This is a genomic window from Hydrogenophaga sp., assembly GCF_031426985.1.
GTDB lineage: Bacteria > Pseudomonadota > Gammaproteobacteria > Burkholderiales > Burkholderiaceae_C > Hydrogenophaga.
In genome coordinates, this window is the sequence record NZ_JASJOY010000015.1 from 15,775 (window position 1) to 35,006 (window position 19,232).

The 19,232-nt window shown below is 70.1% G+C and carries 16 protein-coding genes; 8 read left to right on the forward strand and 8 right to left on the reverse strand.

Going from position 1 to position 19,232, the window contains the following annotated elements; genetic code table 11:
* Positions 1 to 174: 174 nt before the first annotated feature.
* The 7 genes from RMP09_RS02315 to queC all read left to right on the forward strand — a co-directional run bounded on the left by RMP09_RS02315 (position 175) and on the right by queC (position 9,077).
* The gene (locus RMP09_RS02315; protein ID WP_310564394.1) at positions 175 to 858 is read left to right on the forward strand and encodes a flagellar basal body L-ring protein FlgH; all 684 of its coding nucleotides are present in this window, start codon (positions 175 to 177) and stop codon (positions 856 to 858) included.
* Between the two features lie 47 nt (positions 859 to 905).
* A complete protein-coding gene (locus RMP09_RS02320) occupies positions 906 to 2,078 on the forward strand; it encodes a flagellar basal body P-ring protein FlgI (RefSeq protein ID WP_409559673.1) in 1,173 nt (390 codons plus the stop codon).
* 223 nt (positions 2,079 to 2,301) lie between these two features.
* A complete protein-coding gene (gene flgJ, locus RMP09_RS02325) occupies positions 2,302 to 3,183 on the forward strand; it encodes a flagellar assembly peptidoglycan hydrolase FlgJ (RefSeq protein WP_310564396.1) in 882 nt (293 codons plus the stop codon).
* Positions 3,180 to 5,069 (forward strand): flagellar hook-associated protein FlgK, encoded by a 1,890-nt coding sequence (gene flgK / locus RMP09_RS02330; RefSeq protein WP_310564397.1) that lies wholly within the window; start codon positions 3,180 to 3,182, stop codon positions 5,067 to 5,069. Before flgJ ends, flgK begins: the two co-directional genes overlap by 4 nt.
* Positions 5,070 to 5,217: 148 nt before the next feature.
* Complete coding sequence (flgL, locus tag RMP09_RS02335) at positions 5,218 to 6,426, forward strand: flagellar hook-associated protein FlgL (protein ID WP_310564398.1); 1,209 nt, start codon at positions 5,218 to 5,220, stop codon at positions 6,424 to 6,426.
* Positions 6,427 to 6,739: 313 nt separating this feature from the next.
* The gene (locus tag RMP09_RS02340; RefSeq protein ID WP_310564399.1) at positions 6,740 to 7,972 is read left to right on the forward strand and encodes an HDOD domain-containing protein; all 1,233 of its coding nucleotides are present in this window, start codon (positions 6,740 to 6,742) and stop codon (positions 7,970 to 7,972) included.
* A gap of 376 nt (positions 7,973 to 8,348) precedes the next feature.
* The gene (gene queC, locus RMP09_RS02345; RefSeq protein WP_310564400.1) at positions 8,349 to 9,077 is read left to right on the forward strand and encodes a 7-cyano-7-deazaguanine synthase QueC; all 729 of its coding nucleotides are present in this window, start codon (positions 8,349 to 8,351) and stop codon (positions 9,075 to 9,077) included.
* Position 9,078: 1 nt separating this feature from the next.
* Here the strand turns inward: queC and RMP09_RS02350 are convergent, their stop codons facing one another.
* The gene (locus RMP09_RS02350; protein WP_310564401.1) at positions 9,079 to 11,493 is read right to left on the reverse strand and encodes an MHYT domain-containing protein; all 2,415 of its coding nucleotides are present in this window, start codon (positions 11,491 to 11,493) and stop codon (positions 9,079 to 9,081) included.
* Between the two features lie 105 nt (positions 11,494 to 11,598).
* Positions 11,599 to 11,922, reverse strand: coding sequence for a hypothetical protein (locus tag RMP09_RS02355; protein ID WP_310564402.1), 324 nt, complete (start codon positions 11,920 to 11,922; stop codon positions 11,599 to 11,601).
* A gap of 168 nt (positions 11,923 to 12,090) precedes the next feature.
* Between RMP09_RS02355 and RMP09_RS02360 the strand changes: the two genes are divergently transcribed.
* Positions 12,091 to 12,468, forward strand: coding sequence for a hypothetical protein (locus RMP09_RS02360; RefSeq protein WP_310564403.1), 378 nt, complete (start codon positions 12,091 to 12,093; stop codon positions 12,466 to 12,468).
* A 22-nt stretch (positions 12,469 to 12,490) separates the two neighbouring features.
* Here RMP09_RS02360 and RMP09_RS02365 read toward each other — a convergent pair whose 3' ends face one another.
* The 6 genes from RMP09_RS02365 to RMP09_RS02390 form a co-directional block, all read right to left on the reverse strand.
* On the reverse strand, positions 12,491 to 12,883 hold the full coding sequence (locus RMP09_RS02365) for a VOC family protein (protein ID WP_310564404.1): 393 nt from the start codon (positions 12,881 to 12,883) through the stop codon (positions 12,491 to 12,493).
* 81 nt (positions 12,884 to 12,964) lie between these two features.
* Complete coding sequence (gene chrA, locus RMP09_RS02370) at positions 12,965 to 14,158, reverse strand: chromate efflux transporter (RefSeq protein WP_310564405.1); 1,194 nt, start codon at positions 14,156 to 14,158, stop codon at positions 12,965 to 12,967.
* A gap of 36 nt (positions 14,159 to 14,194) precedes the next feature.
* A complete protein-coding gene (locus RMP09_RS02375) occupies positions 14,195 to 15,004 on the reverse strand; it encodes a DUF4399 domain-containing protein (protein ID WP_310564406.1) in 810 nt (269 codons plus the stop codon).
* A 62-nt stretch (positions 15,005 to 15,066) separates the two neighbouring features.
* The gene (locus tag RMP09_RS02380; RefSeq protein ID WP_310564407.1) at positions 15,067 to 16,245 is read right to left on the reverse strand and encodes an FAD-dependent oxidoreductase; all 1,179 of its coding nucleotides are present in this window, start codon (positions 16,243 to 16,245) and stop codon (positions 15,067 to 15,069) included.
* Positions 16,246 to 16,286: 41 nt separating this feature from the next.
* Positions 16,287 to 17,036, reverse strand: coding sequence for a DUF3047 domain-containing protein (locus tag RMP09_RS02385; RefSeq protein WP_310564408.1), 750 nt, complete (start codon positions 17,034 to 17,036; stop codon positions 16,287 to 16,289).
* Positions 17,033 to 19,195: an FAD-dependent oxidoreductase gene (locus RMP09_RS02390; RefSeq protein ID WP_310564409.1), complete on the reverse strand. Its 2,163-nt coding sequence runs from the start codon at positions 19,193 to 19,195 to the stop codon at positions 17,033 to 17,035. The genes RMP09_RS02385 and RMP09_RS02390 overlap by 4 nt, the downstream gene beginning before the upstream one ends.
* Positions 19,196 to 19,232: the final 37 nt, after the last annotated feature.

A 19,232-nucleotide genomic window follows, 5' to 3' on the forward strand; every position in this document is an offset into this window, starting at 1 on the left:
CCCCCGCGCCGCAAGGATGAGTTCCCCCCCGCGCCGCCTTCGGCGTCACCCCCCAGGGGGCGGCGCTGGTGGCCCGGCGGAGCCGGTTCCACGGCGCCCTGGAACAAGGCACTTCAGGCACCGCAGCTGTCCCGTTCGTTGTGGCCTTGGCGCCAGCATTCACCAGGAAATGCCATGAAACGCACCCTTCTTTCTTCCTCCGCCGTGCTGGCCCTGGGCCTGTCGCTCGGGGGCTGCGCCACCTTGCGCAACAGCCCCGAGGTGGACGTGGCGCCCAGCCGCCCGGTGCACTACCGCGCCGAACCGGCGGCGCCCGCCGTCACGGGCAGCCTGTTCAGCCCGGTGGCCTACCGCCCGGCGTTTGAAGACCCGCGCGCGCGCCTGCCCGGCGACTCGCTGACCATCCAGATCACCGAGAACATCACGGCCAGCCAGAAGTCGTCGTCGACCATCGACCGCGCGGGCGATGTGTCGTCGTCCGTGGCGGCCGCGCCGTTCATGAAGGCGGCCCAGCTGGCCAAGCTCGACGCCACGGCCTCGTCCAGCAACACCTTCAGCGGCAAGGGCGGCACCGAAAGCGCCAACAAGTTCGAAGGGTCGATCACCGCCACCGTCATGGAGGTGCTGCCCAACGGCCACCTGCTGGTGGCCGGCGAAAAGCAGATCGGCGTGAACGAAAACGTGGACGTGCTGCGCTTCTCGGGCACGGTGGACCCGCGCAACATCCGCCCCGGCAATGTGGTGGCCTCGACCCAGGTGGCCAACGCGCGCATTGCATCCAGGAACCAGGGTGCGCAAGGTGAAGTGCAAGCAATAGGCTGGCTGGCACGGTTCTTTTTGAGCGTTATGCCCTTCTAAAGTTTTTTAACCTTGGGGGCATGAAGTTCCAACGCTCGGTGTTCCCCATGCCAGCCCCCTCACAACGCACCCTGTTCGTGGCCCGTGCCACGCGCGCCCACAGCCTGCGCCGCGCCCTGTGGTGGCTGCTGCTGGCGGCCGGCGGCCTGGTGTGGCTGGGGGTTCCGCTCGATGCGCAGGCCGTACGCATCAAGGAGATCGCCGCGGTCCAGGGCGTGCGCAGCAACCAGCTCACCGGCTACGGCCTGGTGGTGGGCCTGGACGGCACCGGTGACCAGACCACCCAGATGCCCTACACCGCCCAGAGCATGCAGAACTACCTGCAGCAGCTGGGCCTGAACCTGCCGGCCGGCGCGGCCATGCAGCTCAAGAACGTGGCGGCCGTGCTGGTCACCGCACAGCTGCCGGCCTTTGCCCAGCCCGGCCAGACCATCGACGCCACCGTCTCCTCCATTGGCAACGCCAAGTCGCTGCGCGGCGGCACGCTCATCACCGCCCCGCTCAAGGGCGCGGATGGTCAGATTTACGCGCTGGCCCAGGGCAACCTGCTGGTCGGCGGCGCGGGTGCGTCGGCCGGCGGCAGCAAGGTGCAGATCAACCACCTCAGCGCCGGCCGCATCCCGGGCGGCGCGCAGGTCGAACGCAGCGTGCCCACGCCGTTCGCGCTGGGCGAGACCATCGACCTGGGCCTGCAGTCCAGCGACTTCCAGACCGCGCGCCGCGTGTCCGACGCCATCAACCTGCAGATGGGCGAGGGCACGGCCTCGGCCATCGACGGCCGCGTGGTCCGCCTGCGCGCCCCGCAGAACCCCGACGCCCGCGTGCGCTTCCTGGCCCAGGTCGAGGACCTGGAGATCACCACCACCGCCCCGGCGGCCAAGGTCATCATCAATTCGCGCACCGGCTCCATCGTCATGAACCAGGCCGTCACCCTGGGCGCCTGCGCCGTGGCGCACGGCAACCTGTCGGTCAGCATCAGTTCCACGCCAGTGGTCAGCCAGCCCAACCCGCTGTCGGGCGGGCAGACCGTGCAGGCCGAGAAGGCCGACATTTCGATCGCCAAGGACAAGGGCGAGCTGATCAACGTCGAGGCCGCGCCCAAGCTGGCCGACGTGGTGCGCGTGCTCAACGCCCTGGGCGCCACGCCGCAGGACCTGCTGGCCATCCTGCAGGCGATCAAGGCCGCTGGCGCGTTGAACGCCGAGTTGGAGGTGATATGAACCACCCCCGTCGCTTGCTCACTGCGTGTAGCCGCTCCGCCCCTCAAGGGGCAGCAGCTGCGGCCCGGCAAAGCCGGTTCCGCGCTGCTCTGGAACGGTCGGCCTTCGCGCCGGACGCGTCCGTGGTGTCGGTCTGCCGCATGCGTTGCACCGTCAGCGGCATGCTGCGCGTGGAAGCCTCGACCCAGCGACGCCGTGCCAGTGCCAAGGCCGGGAGGCTGCTGTGAGCAGCAGCACGCAGTCGCTGTCGTTCCAGGGCCTGGCGGCCGATCCGTCGGCGCTCAATGCGCTGCGCTTCGGTGCGGGCGGCGGCAACGACAAGGCCGCGCTCAAGGAAGCGGCCAAGCAGTTCGAGTCGCTGTTCATGCGCGAGCTCATCAAGAGCATGCGCGAGGCGACCAGCAAGTCCGGCCTGATGGACAACGAAGGCAGCGACATGGGCACCGACCTGCTGGACCAGCAGTTCGCGGTGCAGCTCTCGGGCCTGCCCGGTGGGCTGTCCGAAGCCATCGAACGGCAACTGGGCCGCCAGATGGGCGGTGCCAGCGCCGCCCCTGCGGGCAGTGGCATCGGGTCCACCAGCGGTGCCACCCACGCCACGCCCAGCACGGTCAGCCGCGCCAGCACCGGCTCGCGCCAGGCCGGTTTTGTGAGCCAGCACACGCAGGCCGCCGAGGTGGTGGCGCGCGAGTCGGGCATTCCCGCCAGCTACATGATCGGCCAGGCCGGCCACGAGACCGGCTGGGGCAAGAGCGAGATCCGCCACCGCGACGGCTCGAATGCGTTCAACCTGTTCGGCATCAAGGCTACCAGCAGCTGGAAAGGCAAGGTCGCCGAGGTGGTGACCACCGAATACGTCAACGGCGTGCCGCGCAAGCAGGTCGCCAAGTTTCGCGCCTACGACTCGTACGCCGACTCGTTCCGCGACTACGCCAAGCTCATCGGCAACAGCCCGCGCTACGACAAGGCGATGGACCAGATCGGTTCGGTGCACGGCTTTGCCACCGGGCTGCAGAAGGCCGGTTACGCCACCGACCCGCAGTACGCCGCCAAGCTCAGCCGCGCCATCAACACCACGCTGCAGCTGCAGAGGGCACAGACATGACCGCCGCTCTGAACATCGGCGCGCGCGCCCTGAACGCCAACCTCGCGGCGTTGCAGGTCATCGGGCACAACATCGCCAACGTCAACACCGAGGGTTATTCGCGCCAGTCGGTGGAGATGATGTCCTCGGGCTACCAGGTCCTGGGCGGCAACTACTTCGGCAAGGGTGCCGAGATCGACACCGTCAGCCGCGCGCACAGCGCCTACCTCACGCGTGAAGCGCAGCTGGCCGGCTCGCTGGCCGCGGCCGACGGTGAGCGCTATACGCGCCTGCAGCAGCTCGAAACCCTGTTCCCCACCGGCGAAGACGGCCTGGGCGTCGCGCTCAACGACATGCTCAACGCCTGGTCCGACATCGCGTCCTCGCCCACCGACCTGTCGGCCCGCGTGGTCGCGCTGGCCGAAGGCGAGCAGATGGCCGCCCGCCTGCGCGACACCGCCGGCCAGCTCGACAGCCTGGCCCACAGCGGCGGCGAGCAGGCCCGCAGCACGGTCATCACCATCAACCGCCTGGCGCAGGACATCGCCAAGGCCAACCAGCGCATCATCGAAAACCAGGGCAGCGCCGGCGCCCCCAACGACCTGCTGGACCAGCGCGATGCGCTGGTCGCCGAGCTGAGCCAGCACATCCAGCTGAGCACCATCCCGGCCGACGACGGCAGCCTCAGCGTGTTCGTGGCCGGCAGCCAGCCGCTGGTGCTGGGCCAGCGCGCCAACAGCCTGGCCGTCACGCGCGACGTGGCCGACAGCGCGCAGATCCACATCTCTTTCCTGCAGGGCAGTGTGAAGACCGAGCTGGCCGACGCCACCCTCGGGGGGCAGCTCGGGGGCCTCATGACCTTCATGAGCGAAGACCTGACCGACATGCAGAACCTGCTGGGCCGCATGGCGCTGGCGCTGGGCACCACCGTCAACGCGCAGAACCGCCTGGGCGTGGACCTGGCCGGCAACCCGGGCGGCGACTTCTTCCTGCCCGCGGCCAACACCACCGGCCTGCCCGCCAGCACCAACACCGGCAGCGCCGAACTGCACGCCAGCGTGAGCGATCCGACCGCGCTGCAGGCCTCGGACTACGAGGTCCGCTTCGATGCCGGCGGCGTGAGCGTGGTGCGCCTGTCCGACGGCAACGCCACCAGCTTCGCCGGTCTGCCGGCCGAAGTGGACGGCCTGCGTTTCGAACTCGACGCCGGGGCGGGCAGCGCGGGCGACCGCTTCCGCGTCAAGCCCTTTGCCGACGCGGCGCGCAACATGCAGGTGGCCATCGGCTCGCCCACCCGGCTGGCCGCGGCCAGCCCGGTGCAGGTCACGCCCGGTGCCACCAACGCCGGTGGCCTGAGCATTGAAGGCCTGCACGCGGTGCAGGCTTCGGCCAACCTGACCGACCCGGTCACCCTCACGTTCCAGGCCGATGGCACCGTCACAGCGACCGCGACGGACACCGGACTGGACCTGGGCAGCGTCACCTACACGGCCGGCCAGCCGCTGATGTTCAACGGCTGGAGCCTGACGCTGCGCGGCAGCCCCGCCGCGGGCGACACGCTGGCCATCGCCGCGTCCACCACCGGCAGCACGCAGCAGAACGCCGGCAATGCCAAGGCCATGCTGGGCCTGCGCGACCTGGCCACCTTCGACGGCGTGGCCCTGGCCGACGGCTACGGCAGCCTGCTGTCGCACCTGGGCACCTCGGTGCAGGGCGCCAAGTTCGAATCGAGCTTCTCCAGCCAGGTGGCCAGCAGCACCGAAGACGCGCGCGCCGCGGTGTCGGGCGTGAACCTTGACGAAGAAGCCGCGCGCCTGTTGCAGTTCCAGCAGTCCTACCAGGCCGCGGCCAAGTTCCTGCAGGTGGCGCAGAGCACCTTCGACACCCTGCTGCAGACCCTTAGCTGAACATGAACCCCCCCGCGTCGCTTCGCGCCACCCCCCAGGGGACGACACCTGAGGCCCGGCAAAGCCGGTTCCTCGGTGTCACTGGAAGCTTGTGTATCACCCGCCATGTCTGTCGCTTCGGCAGCCTGGACAGCGGAGAAAGATCGTCATGAGAGTCGCCACCGCCCACAGCTACGACAGCACCATCGGCAACCTGAACAAGCGCCAGGCCGACCTGAGCGACCTGCAGGAACGCATCTCCACCGGCAAACGCGTGCTGCGCGCCAGCGACGACCCGGTGGCCGCGGTGCTGGCCGAGTCGGCGGCCAACAAGCTCTCGCGCGTGGCGGCCGACCAGCGCGCACTGGACCATTCGCGCACCAGCATCACGCAGGCCGAAAGCGCGCTGGGCGAGGCCGGCTCGCTGGTGCAGGACGTGCGGGACGTGCTGGTGGCGGCCGGCAACGCCACCTACGGCAGCAAGGAATTCGCCAACCTCGCGCAGGAGCTCGAAGGCCTGCGCGACCAGCTCATCGGCGTGGCCAACCAGCGCGACAGCGCCGGGCGCACGCTCTTTGGCGGCCTGGGCGGCTCGTCCACCCCGTTCGTCGAGGTCTACAGCCCCACCGGCAGTGCGGTGCGGTTCGACGGCCAGCGCGGCCAGGAGGTCGGCGGCAACCACGCGCTGCCCCAGGCCCTGGACGGTGACGCCGTTTTTCTCAAGGTGCCGCCCGGCAATGGCAGCTTCACCATCGACCTGGGTGCCAGCAACACCGGCGGCGTGCGCGCCGACACCGGCCGCGTGAGCAACCCCTCGGCCGTCACCGGCCACGACTACACCGTCAGCTTTGCCGACGTGGCCGGCGTCATGGAATACAGCGTGACCGACACCACCACCGGCGGCACCGTGGCCAGCGCGCCCTACACGCCCGGCGCCGCGCTCGAATTCGACGGCATCGCCTTCCAGGTGGCGGGCACACCGGCGAGCGGCGACAGCCTGGAGGTCAAGGCCGCGACCACCTCCACCGACCTGTTCCAGGTGGTGCAGAACGCCATCGACGCGCTCAAGGGCGCCACCACGGGCCAGAGCGCATCGCTGGTGCACACCCTGGGCCGCTCGCTCACCGAACTCGACGCCGGACACGACCGCCTGCTCGCCGCGCGCAGCCAGGCCGGGGCCTGGCTCAACCGGGGCGACCGCATCGACAGCCTGCTGTCCCGCAGCGAACTGGCCCACACCTCGGAGAAATCCGACCTGGAGGACCTGGACATGGTCCAGGGCATCTCCGATTTCCAGAACCAGCAGACCGGCCTGCAGGCGGCCATGGCCACCTATGCCCAGGTGCAGAAGCTCTCGCTGTTCCAGTACGTGTCATGACACACCCCCGCCCCGCTTCGCGTGACCCCCTCAAGGGGGCGACACCAGCCGTCCGGCAAAGCCGGCCCGGCGGTGCCTCTGGTCGGAACCTGAGCGTTCGACGCGCTAGGAGTCTGCGCGGCAGAAGGCATCGAAGCGAAACGGGTGGGAAAAGAGTCCAGTTTGTCCCTGCTTTTGAGGACTGTGGCCGGTGCCACAGCCGGAAAAACAGGGGCGAAATGGGACTTTTCTCCGCCCGTTGCAGCCGATGCGCTTCTGCCGCGCAGGCTCCTGGCTGCGACCACGTCTCTGCGCATCACATGAGAGGCCTCGCATGAGCCGCAGCACCGTCCTCGACAGCATCGCCCTGGGTTACCAGCCGGTGTGGAACCGCGCGCGCCAGCTCGCCGCCGTGCGCCTGAGCGTGCACACCGTGCAGCCCGAAGGCGTGGACGCCGAACACCTGCTGCAGATCCTCGAAGAAGACTGGCCGCTGTCGGCGCCGCCGCTGGTGCTGGCCTTCGACCACCCGACCCTGTGGCAACAGGCCATGACCTGCACCCCCGTGGCCAACACCTGGCTGCAGGTGCCGGGCGCCTGCTTCACCACCCCCGACGGGCTGGCCCATCTCTCGGTGGCCGCACGGCGCGGCCACACCCTGCTGCGGCAGGCCGCGCTGGCCGATGTGCGGGGCGAGATCATCGCGCCGCTGGACGCGCGCAGCCTGCTGAGCCTGAGCGCCGAAGAGGCCCTGCAAGCCCTGCAGGCCCGCCCCACCGAAGAGCAGCCTGTGCCGCCGCAGCGCAGCCCCATCGTGCCCGGGCAGATCTACGAGGGCGTGGGCGCGCGCGCGCTGGCCGACCATTGCCTGGACGAGGCCGGCGCCTGGGGCCTGCTCGAATGGCCCGACGAGGACGTGCTGCACAGCTGGCGCCACCGCCCCGTGCCCTGCGATCCTGCCGTCATCAGCCAGGTGCGCGAGGCCCTGGAAAAGGACGCCGCGCTGGAGCGCATCGAACGCTACGTGCGCCAGGACCCGGTGCTGGTGTACCGCCTGCTGATGCGCGTCAACTCGGCCGGCTACGGCGTCAGCCGCGAGATCGAATCGCTGCGCCACGCCCTCATGATGATCGGCTTCGGTGCGCTCGACGTCTGGCTGGCCGAGCAGCTGGCCGCGAGCGAAGTGGCCGACAACGCCCTGCACCCGGTGCGCTACGGCATGGTCATGCGCGCCCGCCTGGCCCAGCACCTGCTCGACAGCGGGTCCGACGACAACCTGCGTTCGGAGGTTTTCCTGACCGCGCTGTTCTCGCAGCTCGACCGCCTGCTGCACAAGTCCCTGCCCGAACTGCTGGGCAAGCTGCCGCTGCCCGGCCGCGCCTACGACGCGCTGCTGCGCGAAACCGGCCCCTACAACGCCTACCTCGAAGTCTCGCGCGCCCAGGGCCAGCCGGCCCAGCTGGCGCAACTGCCGCAGGTGTGTGAACACCACGGCATCAGCCTCGAACACGCCAACCGTGGCCTGCTGCGCATGCTCGGCACCAGCCGCGACCAGCGCCGAGGGTAGAAAGCACCCCCTGCGCCGCTGACGCGCGCCTTGCAGGCCGCGGCATCGTCAGAGCCGATGCCTCTTCGTCCCGTCCAAGCCTGCGCAGGCAGGCTTGGAGCCGCGGTCCTCAGCCCCCTCTGTGGCGCGCCTGCGGCGCTTCGAGGGGGACGCACCCTGTGGCCCGGCAAAGCCGGTTCCACGGGTGCACTGGACCAGACACGCGCGCCGAGTGGTTCCGTACACACCCCCTGCGCCGCTGACGCGGCTTCCCCTCTCTGGCCTGCGGCCGGAGGGGGACGCACCCTGTGGCCGGGCGGAGCCCGTTCCACGGGTGCGCTGGACTAGGCACGCGCGCCGGGTGGTGAGGCATGGATCTCACAGCTACCATTCCGGCATGAGCCTCCACACCAGCGCCCTCGTCCTGTTTTCCGGCGGTCAGGACTCCACCACCTGCCTCGCCCACGCCCTGGCCCGCTACCCGCGTGTCGAAACCATCGGCTTCGACTACGGCCAGCGCCACCACATCGAAATGCAGGCCCGCCTGACCGTGCTGCGCGAGCTGCGCGCGCAGTTCCCGCAGTGGGCCGAACGCCTGGGCGACGACCACGTGCTCGACCTCGGCGTGCTCGGCAAGGTCAGCGACACCTCGCTCACACGCGAGACGGCCTTCAAGATGGAAGCCAGCGGCCTGCCCAACACCTTCGTGCCCGGTCGCAACCTGCTCTTTCTCACGCTGGCTGCGGCGCTGGCCTACCGCCGCGGCATCCAGGTCATCGTCACCGGCGTCTGCGAAACGGATTTTTCAGGCTATCCCGACTGCCGCGACGACACCATGAAGGCGTTGCAGGTCGCGCTCAACCTGGGCATGGACCACCGCTTCCTCATCGACACCCCGCTCATGTGGATCGACAAGGCCCAGACCTGGCAGATGGCGCGCGAGCTGGGTGAGGCGTCGGGCGTGGCCGGCGGGGGCGATGCACTTGTGCAGCTGATCGTCGAACACACCCACACCTGCTACCTGGGCGACCGCGAGCACCGGCAGGACTGGGGTTATGGCTGCGGAACCTGCCCGGCGTGCGACCTGCGGGCCAAGGGGTGGGCGCGGTTCCGCGCGCAGGCCTGAATCACATGCCCCGGGCGAGCCGGTGCAGCCACTGGACGGAGCCCTGTCCCAGTTCCAGGCAGCGCCGGGTCAGCTGGCTGGATTCTTCCCATGCCCCGTTGGCGCGCAGGTGTTCCATCGCCTGGCTGGCCGTCTGGCCCAGCCGCATGCAGCCGATGGCGGGCGCGCTGCCGGCGATGCAGTGCAGCGCTTCCTTCAGGCCGTGGGCGTCCTGCGTGCCCAGCCGTTCCCGGGTGATGGACAGGTTCAGGTGCAGCTGATCGGCGGCGCTGATGACGAACTGCTTGAGGTCGTGCGGGCTCAGGCTGGCGAAGTTGTCCATCAGGACCTCCAGGTCGTTGCCGTCCTCGTCGAACGCCTGGGGATCGCTCACAGCTGTGCCGGGCTGCGCAAGGGCCGCGAGGGGGTGCACGCGGGCGATTTCGGCCATCAGTTCTTCGCGGCTGAAAGGCTTGGACACATAGCCGTCGAAGCCCATGGCGAGGTAGTCCTGCTTGTCCTCCTCCCGCGCATTGGCGGTGAGCGCGATGAAGGGACGGCCCGCCCACACGCCGCCCAGCCGGCGCATGGCGCGCATCGCGTCCGGGCCGTTCAGGTGGGGCATGCCGATGTCCAGCAGCACCACATCAAAGTCGGCCTGGCGCGCCGCGTGCAGCGCCTGGCGACCGTCTTCTGCCAGGGTCAGCTGGTGGTCGGTGCCCTGGAAATAGGCTTGGAGCAGGGTGCGGTTGATGCTGTTGTCGTCCGCCGCCAGCACCCGCAGCGCGGGCACCGCCGCAACGGACCCCGACGCATCGGGCAGCGGGATGGGGGCCGATTCCGGCGTCGGCAGATCGGCGGCGGGCGCATCGCAGGGCAAATCGACCGTGAAGGTGGTGCCCCGGCCCAGCTCGCTTTTCACAGAGATGGTGCCGCCCATGAGGGTGGCCAGTTCTTTGGAAATCGACAGGCCCAGGCCGGTGCCACTGACGTAGTGGATGTCCCCGTCCACCACCTGGTAGTACTTGTCGAAGATCTTGTCGCAGACCTCCGGGCCGATGCCCACACCGCTGTCCTGCACCTGGATGCGGATGCCCCGGCCCGCCTGCGGATGCCGCTGCTCGACCACGGTGAGCTTGACGAAGCCGCGGTCGGTGAATTTGATCGCGTTGCCCATCAGGTTGCTGATGATCTGGTTCACGCGGACGGGGTCCAGCGTCACCTCCAGCGCCGCGGACACGTCGGTGATCAGGATCAGGCCCTTGTCCTGGGCGGTCGCATTGAAACTGGCGGCCACGCGTTCCACCTCGGGGGCCATCGGGTAGCGCCGGGGCTGCAGCTGGAACTGCCCGCCTTCGAGTTTGGAGTGGTCGAGGATGTCGTTGAGCAGTTGCAGCATGTGGCGCGTCACGCCATCGAGCAGCACTGTGAGCTCGCGCACCCTCGGGTTCAGTTCCTGGCGCCGGATCTCGCCGATCAGGCCCATGATGCCGTGCATGGGCGTGCGGATCTCGTGGCTCATGTTCGACAGGAATTCGGAGCGCAGCTGGGCCAGCATCTCGGCCTTGTCCTTGGCTTCCTCGGCGACCAGCTTGCCCGCGTCCGCCTGGGTGCGCAGCGCGACCTCACGTTCGGCCAGCGCCTGGGATCGCAGGTACAGATCGCGGTAGCGCAGCAGCAGGTTGATGATCACCACAAAGACCACCAGGGCCACCAGCACCTTGGACATGGTCAGCACCACGGCCGAGACGGTGGCGACGCGCAACACCTCGCTGCCGGGTTCTTCCAGACCGATGAACCGGGTGGCCAGCATGGCCACGTAGTGCATGCCCGAAATGGCCAGGCCCAGCACCGCGCCGCCCACCACGTTCGAAATCCAGCGCAGGCCGGCAAACCGGGCGTGCAAGGCGCGGCGCACGAACAGCGACGCCACGGCCAGGCCAATGGCCACCACCAGCGACAACAGGAACAGCCACGGGTCGTAGCGCAGGCTGGGCGCCATGGTCATGGCGGCCATGCCGCCGTAGTGCATCAGCCCGATGCCCGCACCGATGAGCGAGCCGTTCACCACCATCCGCCGCGCGGAGTCCTGACCCGAGGTGCGGCTGAGCGCCAGCCACGAGGCCGCCAGTGCGGGCAGCAGCGACAGCGCGGTGATGGCGGGGTCGTACTGCACATCCACGCACAGCTGGAGCGACAGCATCCCGATGAAATGCATCATCCAGACCCCGGTGCCCATGACGATGCCGCTGGTGCCGATGCCCACGATGCGGTTGAGCCGCTCGCGTGACGCGTTGGCGAAGTCGGCGATGTAGTAGGCCAGCGCCGATGAGGTGATGGCCATGGCCACCGACAGCGCGACCAGGGCGTGGTCGTAGGTGCCGGTCAGCAGTCCGGAAGGGGCGACATCGGCGAGCAGAAAAAATCGGTCCAGCATGGAGGGCTGCTCGTCGAAGGGGAGGGAAGGGAAAGGCGCAGCTTCTCACATCGGCCGGCAAGGGGTGGCCCGGACCCCATCTAACCCCATCGGTCTGACCGGACTTCAGCCGCTCGCCAGTGCGGTCTTGATCTGGCGGATGGTGGCCACGTCGCCCAGGAACACCTGCAGCACGTCCCGCTCGTGCGGCGCCAGGTCGGGGCTGTCGAGCAGCTGGGTCTTCTTCACGATCAGCTCCAGCGCCTCGGCCAGGTGGCCGATCTGGCGGCCGTAGCTGCCCACCTTCTCCAGTGCCGCCTGCTCGACCGAAGGGTTGGACGAGGTGCCCAGGTGCACGTTGAACAGGTGGAACTGCCAGTTGGGCAGGATGGGCTGGGTCAGCGTGCTGGGCGCCAGCTGCCAGGACAGGGGAACGGAGACTTGCTGCATGGTGGGCTCCCTCGGGGTGGTGCCGCCGGGTGCACAGGCGCCCCGCGGTGCCCACACGGTACAAGAACCGTGCCACGCCGGGCGTGACATCCGCACTGGATGCGGATCAAATGTTCACCGGCGCAGGCGCCTGCAGTGAAAAAGCCATTCAACCCCGGAGACATCGCCATGAACACCTTGCCACGTTGCTTGAAAGTCCTGCCGGCCCTGGTGCTGACGGTGTGGGTGTCGACCGTCGGGGCGCAGCCCAGGACCACCGACGGCGTCGTCACCGACGAAAAGGGCATGAGCCTCTACGTGTGGGACAACGACCTGACCGTGCCGGGCAAGAGCGCCTGCACCGGGCCGTGCACCCTGACCTGGATGCCCATGCTGGCCCAGAAAGGCGCCCAGGCGTTTGGCGACTACACGCTGCTGGTGCGCGAGGACGGCCAGCCGCAATGGACCCACAAGGGCCGACCGCTGTACCGGTTTGCGAACGACAAGCAGCCCGGCGACCACAAGGGCGACGGCGCCCGCGGCATCTGGCACCTGGTCAAGCCCTGAAGGGCGGCATGTTCACGCCGTCTCAGCCGCCCATCGGCGTGCACAGCTCCACCAGCACACCGTCCGGGCAGCGCACATACGACACGATCTGCCCCCAGGGCTTGGACACCGGTGGCGCCATCTCGCGGGCACCGGCGTCCAGCGCTCTCGCATGGGCGGCCGGCACGTCGTCGGTCACCAGCGCGATCTCGAAACCCAGGGGCTGTGCCGACGTGTCGGCGTGCACATGGCCACCGGCGAAATTCAGGTCGCCCAGTGCGTGCGCGGCGAACGACCAGGTGGTCGCGCCCGTGTCCAGCTCGCCGTAGGTGCCGCTGTCGTGCAGGAACTTGCAGCACAGGCCGAAGGCCCGTTCGCAGAAGGCCAGCGAGGCCGCGACGTCGGGGACGTAGACGATGGTGTAGCCGAGTTGCATCTCATGTCCTCCGTGTGTTGAGGTCGGTCCGGACCAGGCGGCTTTGTACACCCGCCGTGCGGGCCTGTCACCGGGTGCCGTTCAAGGTGCCACGGCCCAGCCGAGTGCCGCACACCCCGCCACCACCCCCCAGGGCGGCCACTTCCACCGCATCAGCGCGAGCAGGGCCGCACCGGCCAGCAGCCCGTCGGCCAGGCCGCGGATGCCGCTGGTGATGACCGGGTTCCACAGCGCGGCCAGCAGCAGGCCGGCGACGGCGGCGTTGATGCCCATGAGCGCCGCGCGCACGCGCGGGCGGGCGCGCAGCCCGTCCCAGAACGGCAGCGCGCCGGCGATGAGCAGGAACGCGGGCGCGAAGATGGCCAGCAGCGCGATCAGGCCACCGGCCCAGCCGCTGGGCGCGCCCTGCAGGCTCGCGCCCAGGAAGGCCGCGAAGGTGAACAGCGGGCCCGGCACGGCCTGCGCGGCGCCGTAGCCGGCGAGGAAAGCGTCGCCCGCCACCCAGCCGGTGGGGACGACGCTGGCCTGCAGCAGCGGCAGCACCACGTGGCCGCCGCCAAAGACGAGGGCGCCGGCGCGGTAGAAGGCGTCCACCACCGCGAGCGCCTGCGATGGCCAGGCGGCCGCCAGCAGCGGCAGGCCCAGCAGCAGCGCGAAGAACAGCCCCAGCCAGGCCGCGCCCGCGCGGCGCGTGACGGGCACGGCCAGGGGGGCGTGCGGTGTGTCGGCCGCCGGCCGGAGCCCCGCCAGGCCGACCAGCCCGGCCACGCCGATGGCCAGCAGCTGCGCCATGGCGCCCGGCCAGGCGATCAGCAGCGCGGCGGCGGCCAGCATGAGCGCACGGCGGGGCCCGTCCGGGCAGAGGCTGCGCGCCATGCCCCACACGGCCTGCGCGACCACGGCGACCGCCACCACCTTGAGGCCGTGCAGCGCGCCGGCGGGCACGGCATCCCCCGCGTGCGCGAGGCCCAGCGCCAGCGCGATGAGCGCGAGAGCCGAGGGCAGGGTGAAGCCGGCCCAGGCGGCGAAGGCACCGCGGTAGCCGGCGCGCATCAGGCCCAGCGCCATGCCGACCTGGCTGCTGGCCGGACCGGGCAGGAACTGGCAGAGCGCGACGAGGTCGGCGTAGGCCGCTTCGCTCAGCCAGCGGCGGCGTTCCACGCATTCGGTGCGGAAGTAGGCGAGGTGCGCGACCGGGCCGCCGAAGCTGGTGAGGCCCAGGCGCAGGAAGACCAGGAAGACCTGCCAGGCGCTGCGGTCGGGCGGGGTGGGCATGGGGGTGGGCGTGGCCTGGGGCGTCAAGGCCCGCCGTCAGCGCACGCGCAGCTGCGCCTGCGCGGCCGGGGCCAGGGTGCTGCCGGGGTTCAGGTTGTCCACGAAGTCCAGCTGCAGCGCGTAGCCGCCCGCCGGAGGGGCCAACCAGGTTTCGGTCTGGCCGTTGCCGAAGTCCATCACCTGCGGCGCACCGCCGCCGCCCGGCTTGAGCGTGAGGCGGAAGTGGCCGGTGTTTGGGGCCTGCTGGGCGGCGTGCGCCACCTGCAGGCCCGAGGCGTGGAACTGCACCCGCAGCGGCGCGCGCGCCTCGGCCCCGGCCGGCAGCAGGAGCTGGATGGCGGGGGTCTTCTGCAGGCTTTTGGGATCGGTGGCCAGCTGCTGGCGCACGGTGATGCGCACCGGTTTGCTGAACACGAAATGCGGCAGGTGTTTCTGGTCGGCCAGCAGCATGCGCAGCGTGTAAGCCCCGGGGGCGAGTGCGAGCACATGCTCCATCTGGCCTTTGCCGAAGTGGATGTACTGCTCGTTGAAGGGCAGGGGCTGCTTGAAGTTCAGCGGCAGCTCGCGGTTGATCAGCAGGTGGTGGTGCCCGCTCTTGGCGCGGGCCGGCTGGGCAATGGGCGCCAGCCCCCAGCCGCCCGAGAGCCCGAACTTCAGCACGAAGGGGGTGTCGATCACGTCCCCGTCCTGCAGGTTGGTGAAGTAGGCCTCGGCGTTGGCGCGGGGCGTCGGGGCCTGCCAGGGGTGCAGCACCGGCGCATCGGCGGGCGCTGGAGGCAGGGCCAGCGCGGCCCCGGACAGCGCCAGCAGGGCGGCGGCGATCAGGCGGTGGAGGGCAGGCGTCATGGAATGGGCGTCAGAAGGAAGAGCGAAGAGCGAAGAGCGCCCGATTGTGCGGGGCGCGCGGCTCAGCCCGCTGCCGTGGGGTTGTGGGGGGTGGGCAGCGTGTACCGGGCCATGAAGGCGCGGTCGATGCGGTCTTTCCAGCGCCAGACCCAGCCGCCTTCGGCGTGCAGCGGCCCCCAGCTGGCGATGGCGTGGCCGGCGCCGCACGACAGCAGGTTGAGCGTGCGCCGCGGCGGGCGCCAGGCCTTGAGCGGCTGGCCGTGGTGCGCCGCCATCAGGTTGTGCGCCAGTGGCGGGCCGGCGCGCACCGCGTACACCCCGCTCCTGGGGTGCGGCGCGTCGGCGCGGCTGGCCACGTCGCCGGCGGCGAACACGTTGGGGTGGCTGGTGCTTTGCAGGCAGGCGTTGACCCGCACATGCCCGCTGTCCGACAGCGCCAGGCCGCTGCCCTGCAGCCAGACCGGCGCGTGCGTGCCGATGGCGAGCACGGGCACGTCGCAGGCCAGGCTGGCGCCGCTGGCCAGGTGCACCACGCCCTTGTCGACGCCGGTGCAGGCCTCGCGCAGCACGGTGATGCCGCGCCGCTTGAGCTGGCGCAGCACGCGCTGGCGCACGCCCTCGGGGTAGTTGGCGGCCGGTTCGGCACCGCCGGTGATGAGGGTGAAGCTGGCGCCGGCCGGGCAGGCGCCGCGCAGCCGCTGTTCGGCCGCGAAGACCAGTTCCAGCCCGGCGGCGCCGGCGCCGATGACGGCCAGCGACACCGCCTGTTTCTGCGCCAGTTCCAGCACCTGGGGCCAGAGCGCGGCAAAGGCTTCGATGGGCCGCACGATGAGGGCGCGTGCCGCGGCGCCGGGCATGCTCGCCTCCAGCAGGTGGCGGTCGATGATGGCGCCGGTGTCGATGGACAGGCGGTGGTAGGGCAGGTGGTCCGGGGCGCTCTTGTTGCCGCCGGCGGGCGCCACCTGCACCGTCTGCGCGGCGGCGTCCAGCGCCGTGACGCGGCCCTGCACCCAGCGCGCGCCCGCGGCCTTGAACAGCGGCTCCAGCGGGATCTGGCATTGCGGGGTGGTGTAGCGCCCCGCCACCAGGCCGGGCACCATGCCGCTGTAGGTCTGGAAGGGGTAGGGCGTGAGCACGGTCACGTCCAGGTCGGCCGGGCGGTGCTGCGCCAGCCGTGCGAGCACCTGCACATGGGCGTGGCCGGCGCCGAGCAGCAGCAGTTTCTGGATGCCTGAGGACATGCCCTGATGTTACGGGGTGTATCCGGCGGGATCTGGCGGGCTCAGGGTGGCCCGCCGCGCAGATCGGCCACCCAGCCGCTGCTGCGGCTGGCGGTGTTGTCGCTGTCGGCGCCGATCAGCACGGTGCGCACCGGCGGCACGGCGCTGCCGGCGGGCAGTTCGTCGGCGAACAGGGTGGCGAAGTCGCGCGCCAGGTCGCGGCTTTCGTTCAGCCACTGGCGGGTGGGCGCTTCGCTGCCGCGCAGGCTGATGTAGCGCACGCGCCGGGTGTAGGGGTTGGCGCCCTGCAAGCCGGCGGCGCGGCCGCTGTCCCACACGTAGCAGACCGTGGCGGCGGGCAGGGCTTCGCCGCTGACGCTGCGCGCGATGCGCAGCACGGTGCGCTCGGCAAAGGGCACGCGGTCCAGCGGGTGGTCGAACATGGCGCAGACCTTGAGCGCCGCGTCGTCGCCGGCCTTGGTGGTCAGGTCGGGCGGGGCCTTGCCGCCGGTGAGCGGCTGGTCCAGCCGCCAGCGCCACAGCAGGCGGGTGGGCGGGGCGTCCTTCAGGTCGTGCACCAGGCTGCCGTAGGACGCGGTGGTGACCACCTGGACCGCGGGCTGGCCATCGGCCTGGCCGGCTTCGATGACGGTCGGCGGGATCTCGGCCTTTTGCTTGGGAAAGCCGACATAGCGCCAGCCGGGGTGGAGCGCGCCATCGGCCTGGGTCAGCGGCGGCAGTGCCTGCGCCAGGGCGAGCGGCAGCACGCCGGCGCCGGACAGCGCGAGCAGGGTTCGCCAGGCGGGGTTCATCCACGCCTCCAGTCGTGGAACCGCTGCACCCAGGCCAGCAGCCGCTCGGGCTGGTGGGCGCGCTTCCAGGCGCCGGCCGCGTATTTGTTGGCCTCGGCCAGCGTGGGGTAGGTGTGGATGGTGCCCAGGATCTTGTTCAGGCCCAGGCCGTGTTTCATGGCCAGCACGTACTCGGCCAGCAGGTCGCCCGCGTGGGGGCCGACGAGGGTCACGCCCAGGATGCGGTCCTGGCCCGGCACGGTCAGCACCTTCACGAAGCCGTGCGCTTCGCTGTCCGCAATCGCGCGGTCCAGGTCGTCGATGCCGTACCGGGTGACCTCGTAGGGGATCTTCTTTTCCTTCGCTTCCTGCTCGTTCAGGCCCACGCGCGCCACCTCGGGGGCGATGAAGGTCGCCCAGGGGATGACCGAGTAGTCGGCTTTGAATTTTTTGAAGTCGCCGAACAGCGCGTTCACCGCCGCGTACCAGGCCTGGTGCGCCGCCACGTGGGTGAACTGGAACGGACCGGCCACGTCGCCGGCGGCGTAGATGTTGGGGTAGATGGTCTGCAGGTACTCGTTGGTCTCGACCGTGCGGTTCGTCGGGATGCCCAGGTCTTCCAGCCCGTAGCCGGTCAGGCGCGCCACGCGGCCCACGGCGCAGATGAGCTGGTCGAAGGGGACGCGCTTTTCGGTGCCACCGTGTTCCACCACCAGGGTCTTTTCGCCGTTCACCACCTCGCAACGCAGCGCCTTGTGCCCCGTGAGCACGGCCGCGCCGTCGGCTTCCAGCGCGGCCTTGGCGAGCGCGGAGACTTCTTCGTCTTCGCGGATCATGATGCGCGGCGCCATCTCCACCTGCGTCACCTGCGCGCCCAGGCGTGCGAAGGCCTGCGCCAGCTCGCAGCCGATGGGGCCGCCGCCCAGCACCACCAGGCGCTTCGGCACTGCGTCGAGCTGGGCGAATGCATCCCACAGCGTGTCGCTGGTGACGTAGCCGACCTCATCGAGACCCGGCAGCGGCGGCACAAACGGCCGGGCACCGGCGGCGATGACGATGCTGCGCGCGGTCAGTCGCTGGGTGCCGCCGCCGTTCAGTGCGATCTCCACCGTCCACGGGCTCACCAGCTTCGCGTGGCCCTGCAGCACCTCCACGCCCAGGCCGGTGTAGCGCTCGACGCTGTCGTGCGGTTCGATGGCGGCGATCACGTCGTGGATGCGCTGCATGACGGCTTTGAAGCTGAACGCGGGCGCGGCATCGGTGAGGCCGTAGTTCGAGGCGTGGCGCATCTGGTGCGCCAGCTTCGCGCTCTTGATCAGCGCCTTGCTGGGCACGCAGCCGTAGTTCAGGCAGTCGCCGCCCATCTTGTGCGCCTCGATCAGGGTCACCTTGGCTTTGACGGCGGCGGCGATGTAGGCCGACACCAGCCCGCCCGCACCGGCGCCGATCACGATCAGGTTGCGGTCGAACTTGGTGGGCCGCACGCCGGCCCATTTCGCGTACACCTTGCGCTTCTGCACCGCCTCGACCACCTTGCGTGCGATCAGCGGGAACAGGCCCAGCAGCACGAAGCTGCCCAGCAGGCCGGGGCTGACGATGCCTTTGAGTGAGCTCAGCTGGCCCAGCTGCGTGCCCGCGTTCACATACACGGCGGTGCCGGCCAGCATGCCGATCTGGCTGACCCAGTAATAGGTCCAGGTCTTCATCTTGGTCAGGCCCATCAGCAGGTTGATGACGAAGAAGGGCACGACCGGGATCAGGCGCAGCGTGAACAGGTAGAAGGCACCGTCTTTCTGGATGCCGCGGTCCACGTCGGCCAGGCGCTGGCCGAAACGGCTTTGCACCGCGTCGCGCAGCAGGAAGCGCGCGGTCAGGAAGGCCAGGGTCGCGCCGATGCTGGACGCGAACGACACGATCAGCAAACCCCAGCCCAGACCGAAGATGGCGCCGCCGGCCAGCGTGACGATGGTCGCGCCTGGCAGCGACAGCGCGGTGACCGCCACATACACGCCGAAATACACCAGAGCCAGTCGCAGCGGCTGCTCGGCGCGCAGCTCGGCAAAGCGCGACTGGCTCTCCTGCAGGAAGGCCAGGCTGAAATAGCGGTTGAGATCGAGGCCAAAAAACGCGACGATGGCCAGCAGCACGGCCACCAGCAGCAGGACTTTGCGGATGTTCACGACACGTTCCTTGGTTCGGTATGGGGCTTGGTCGTGT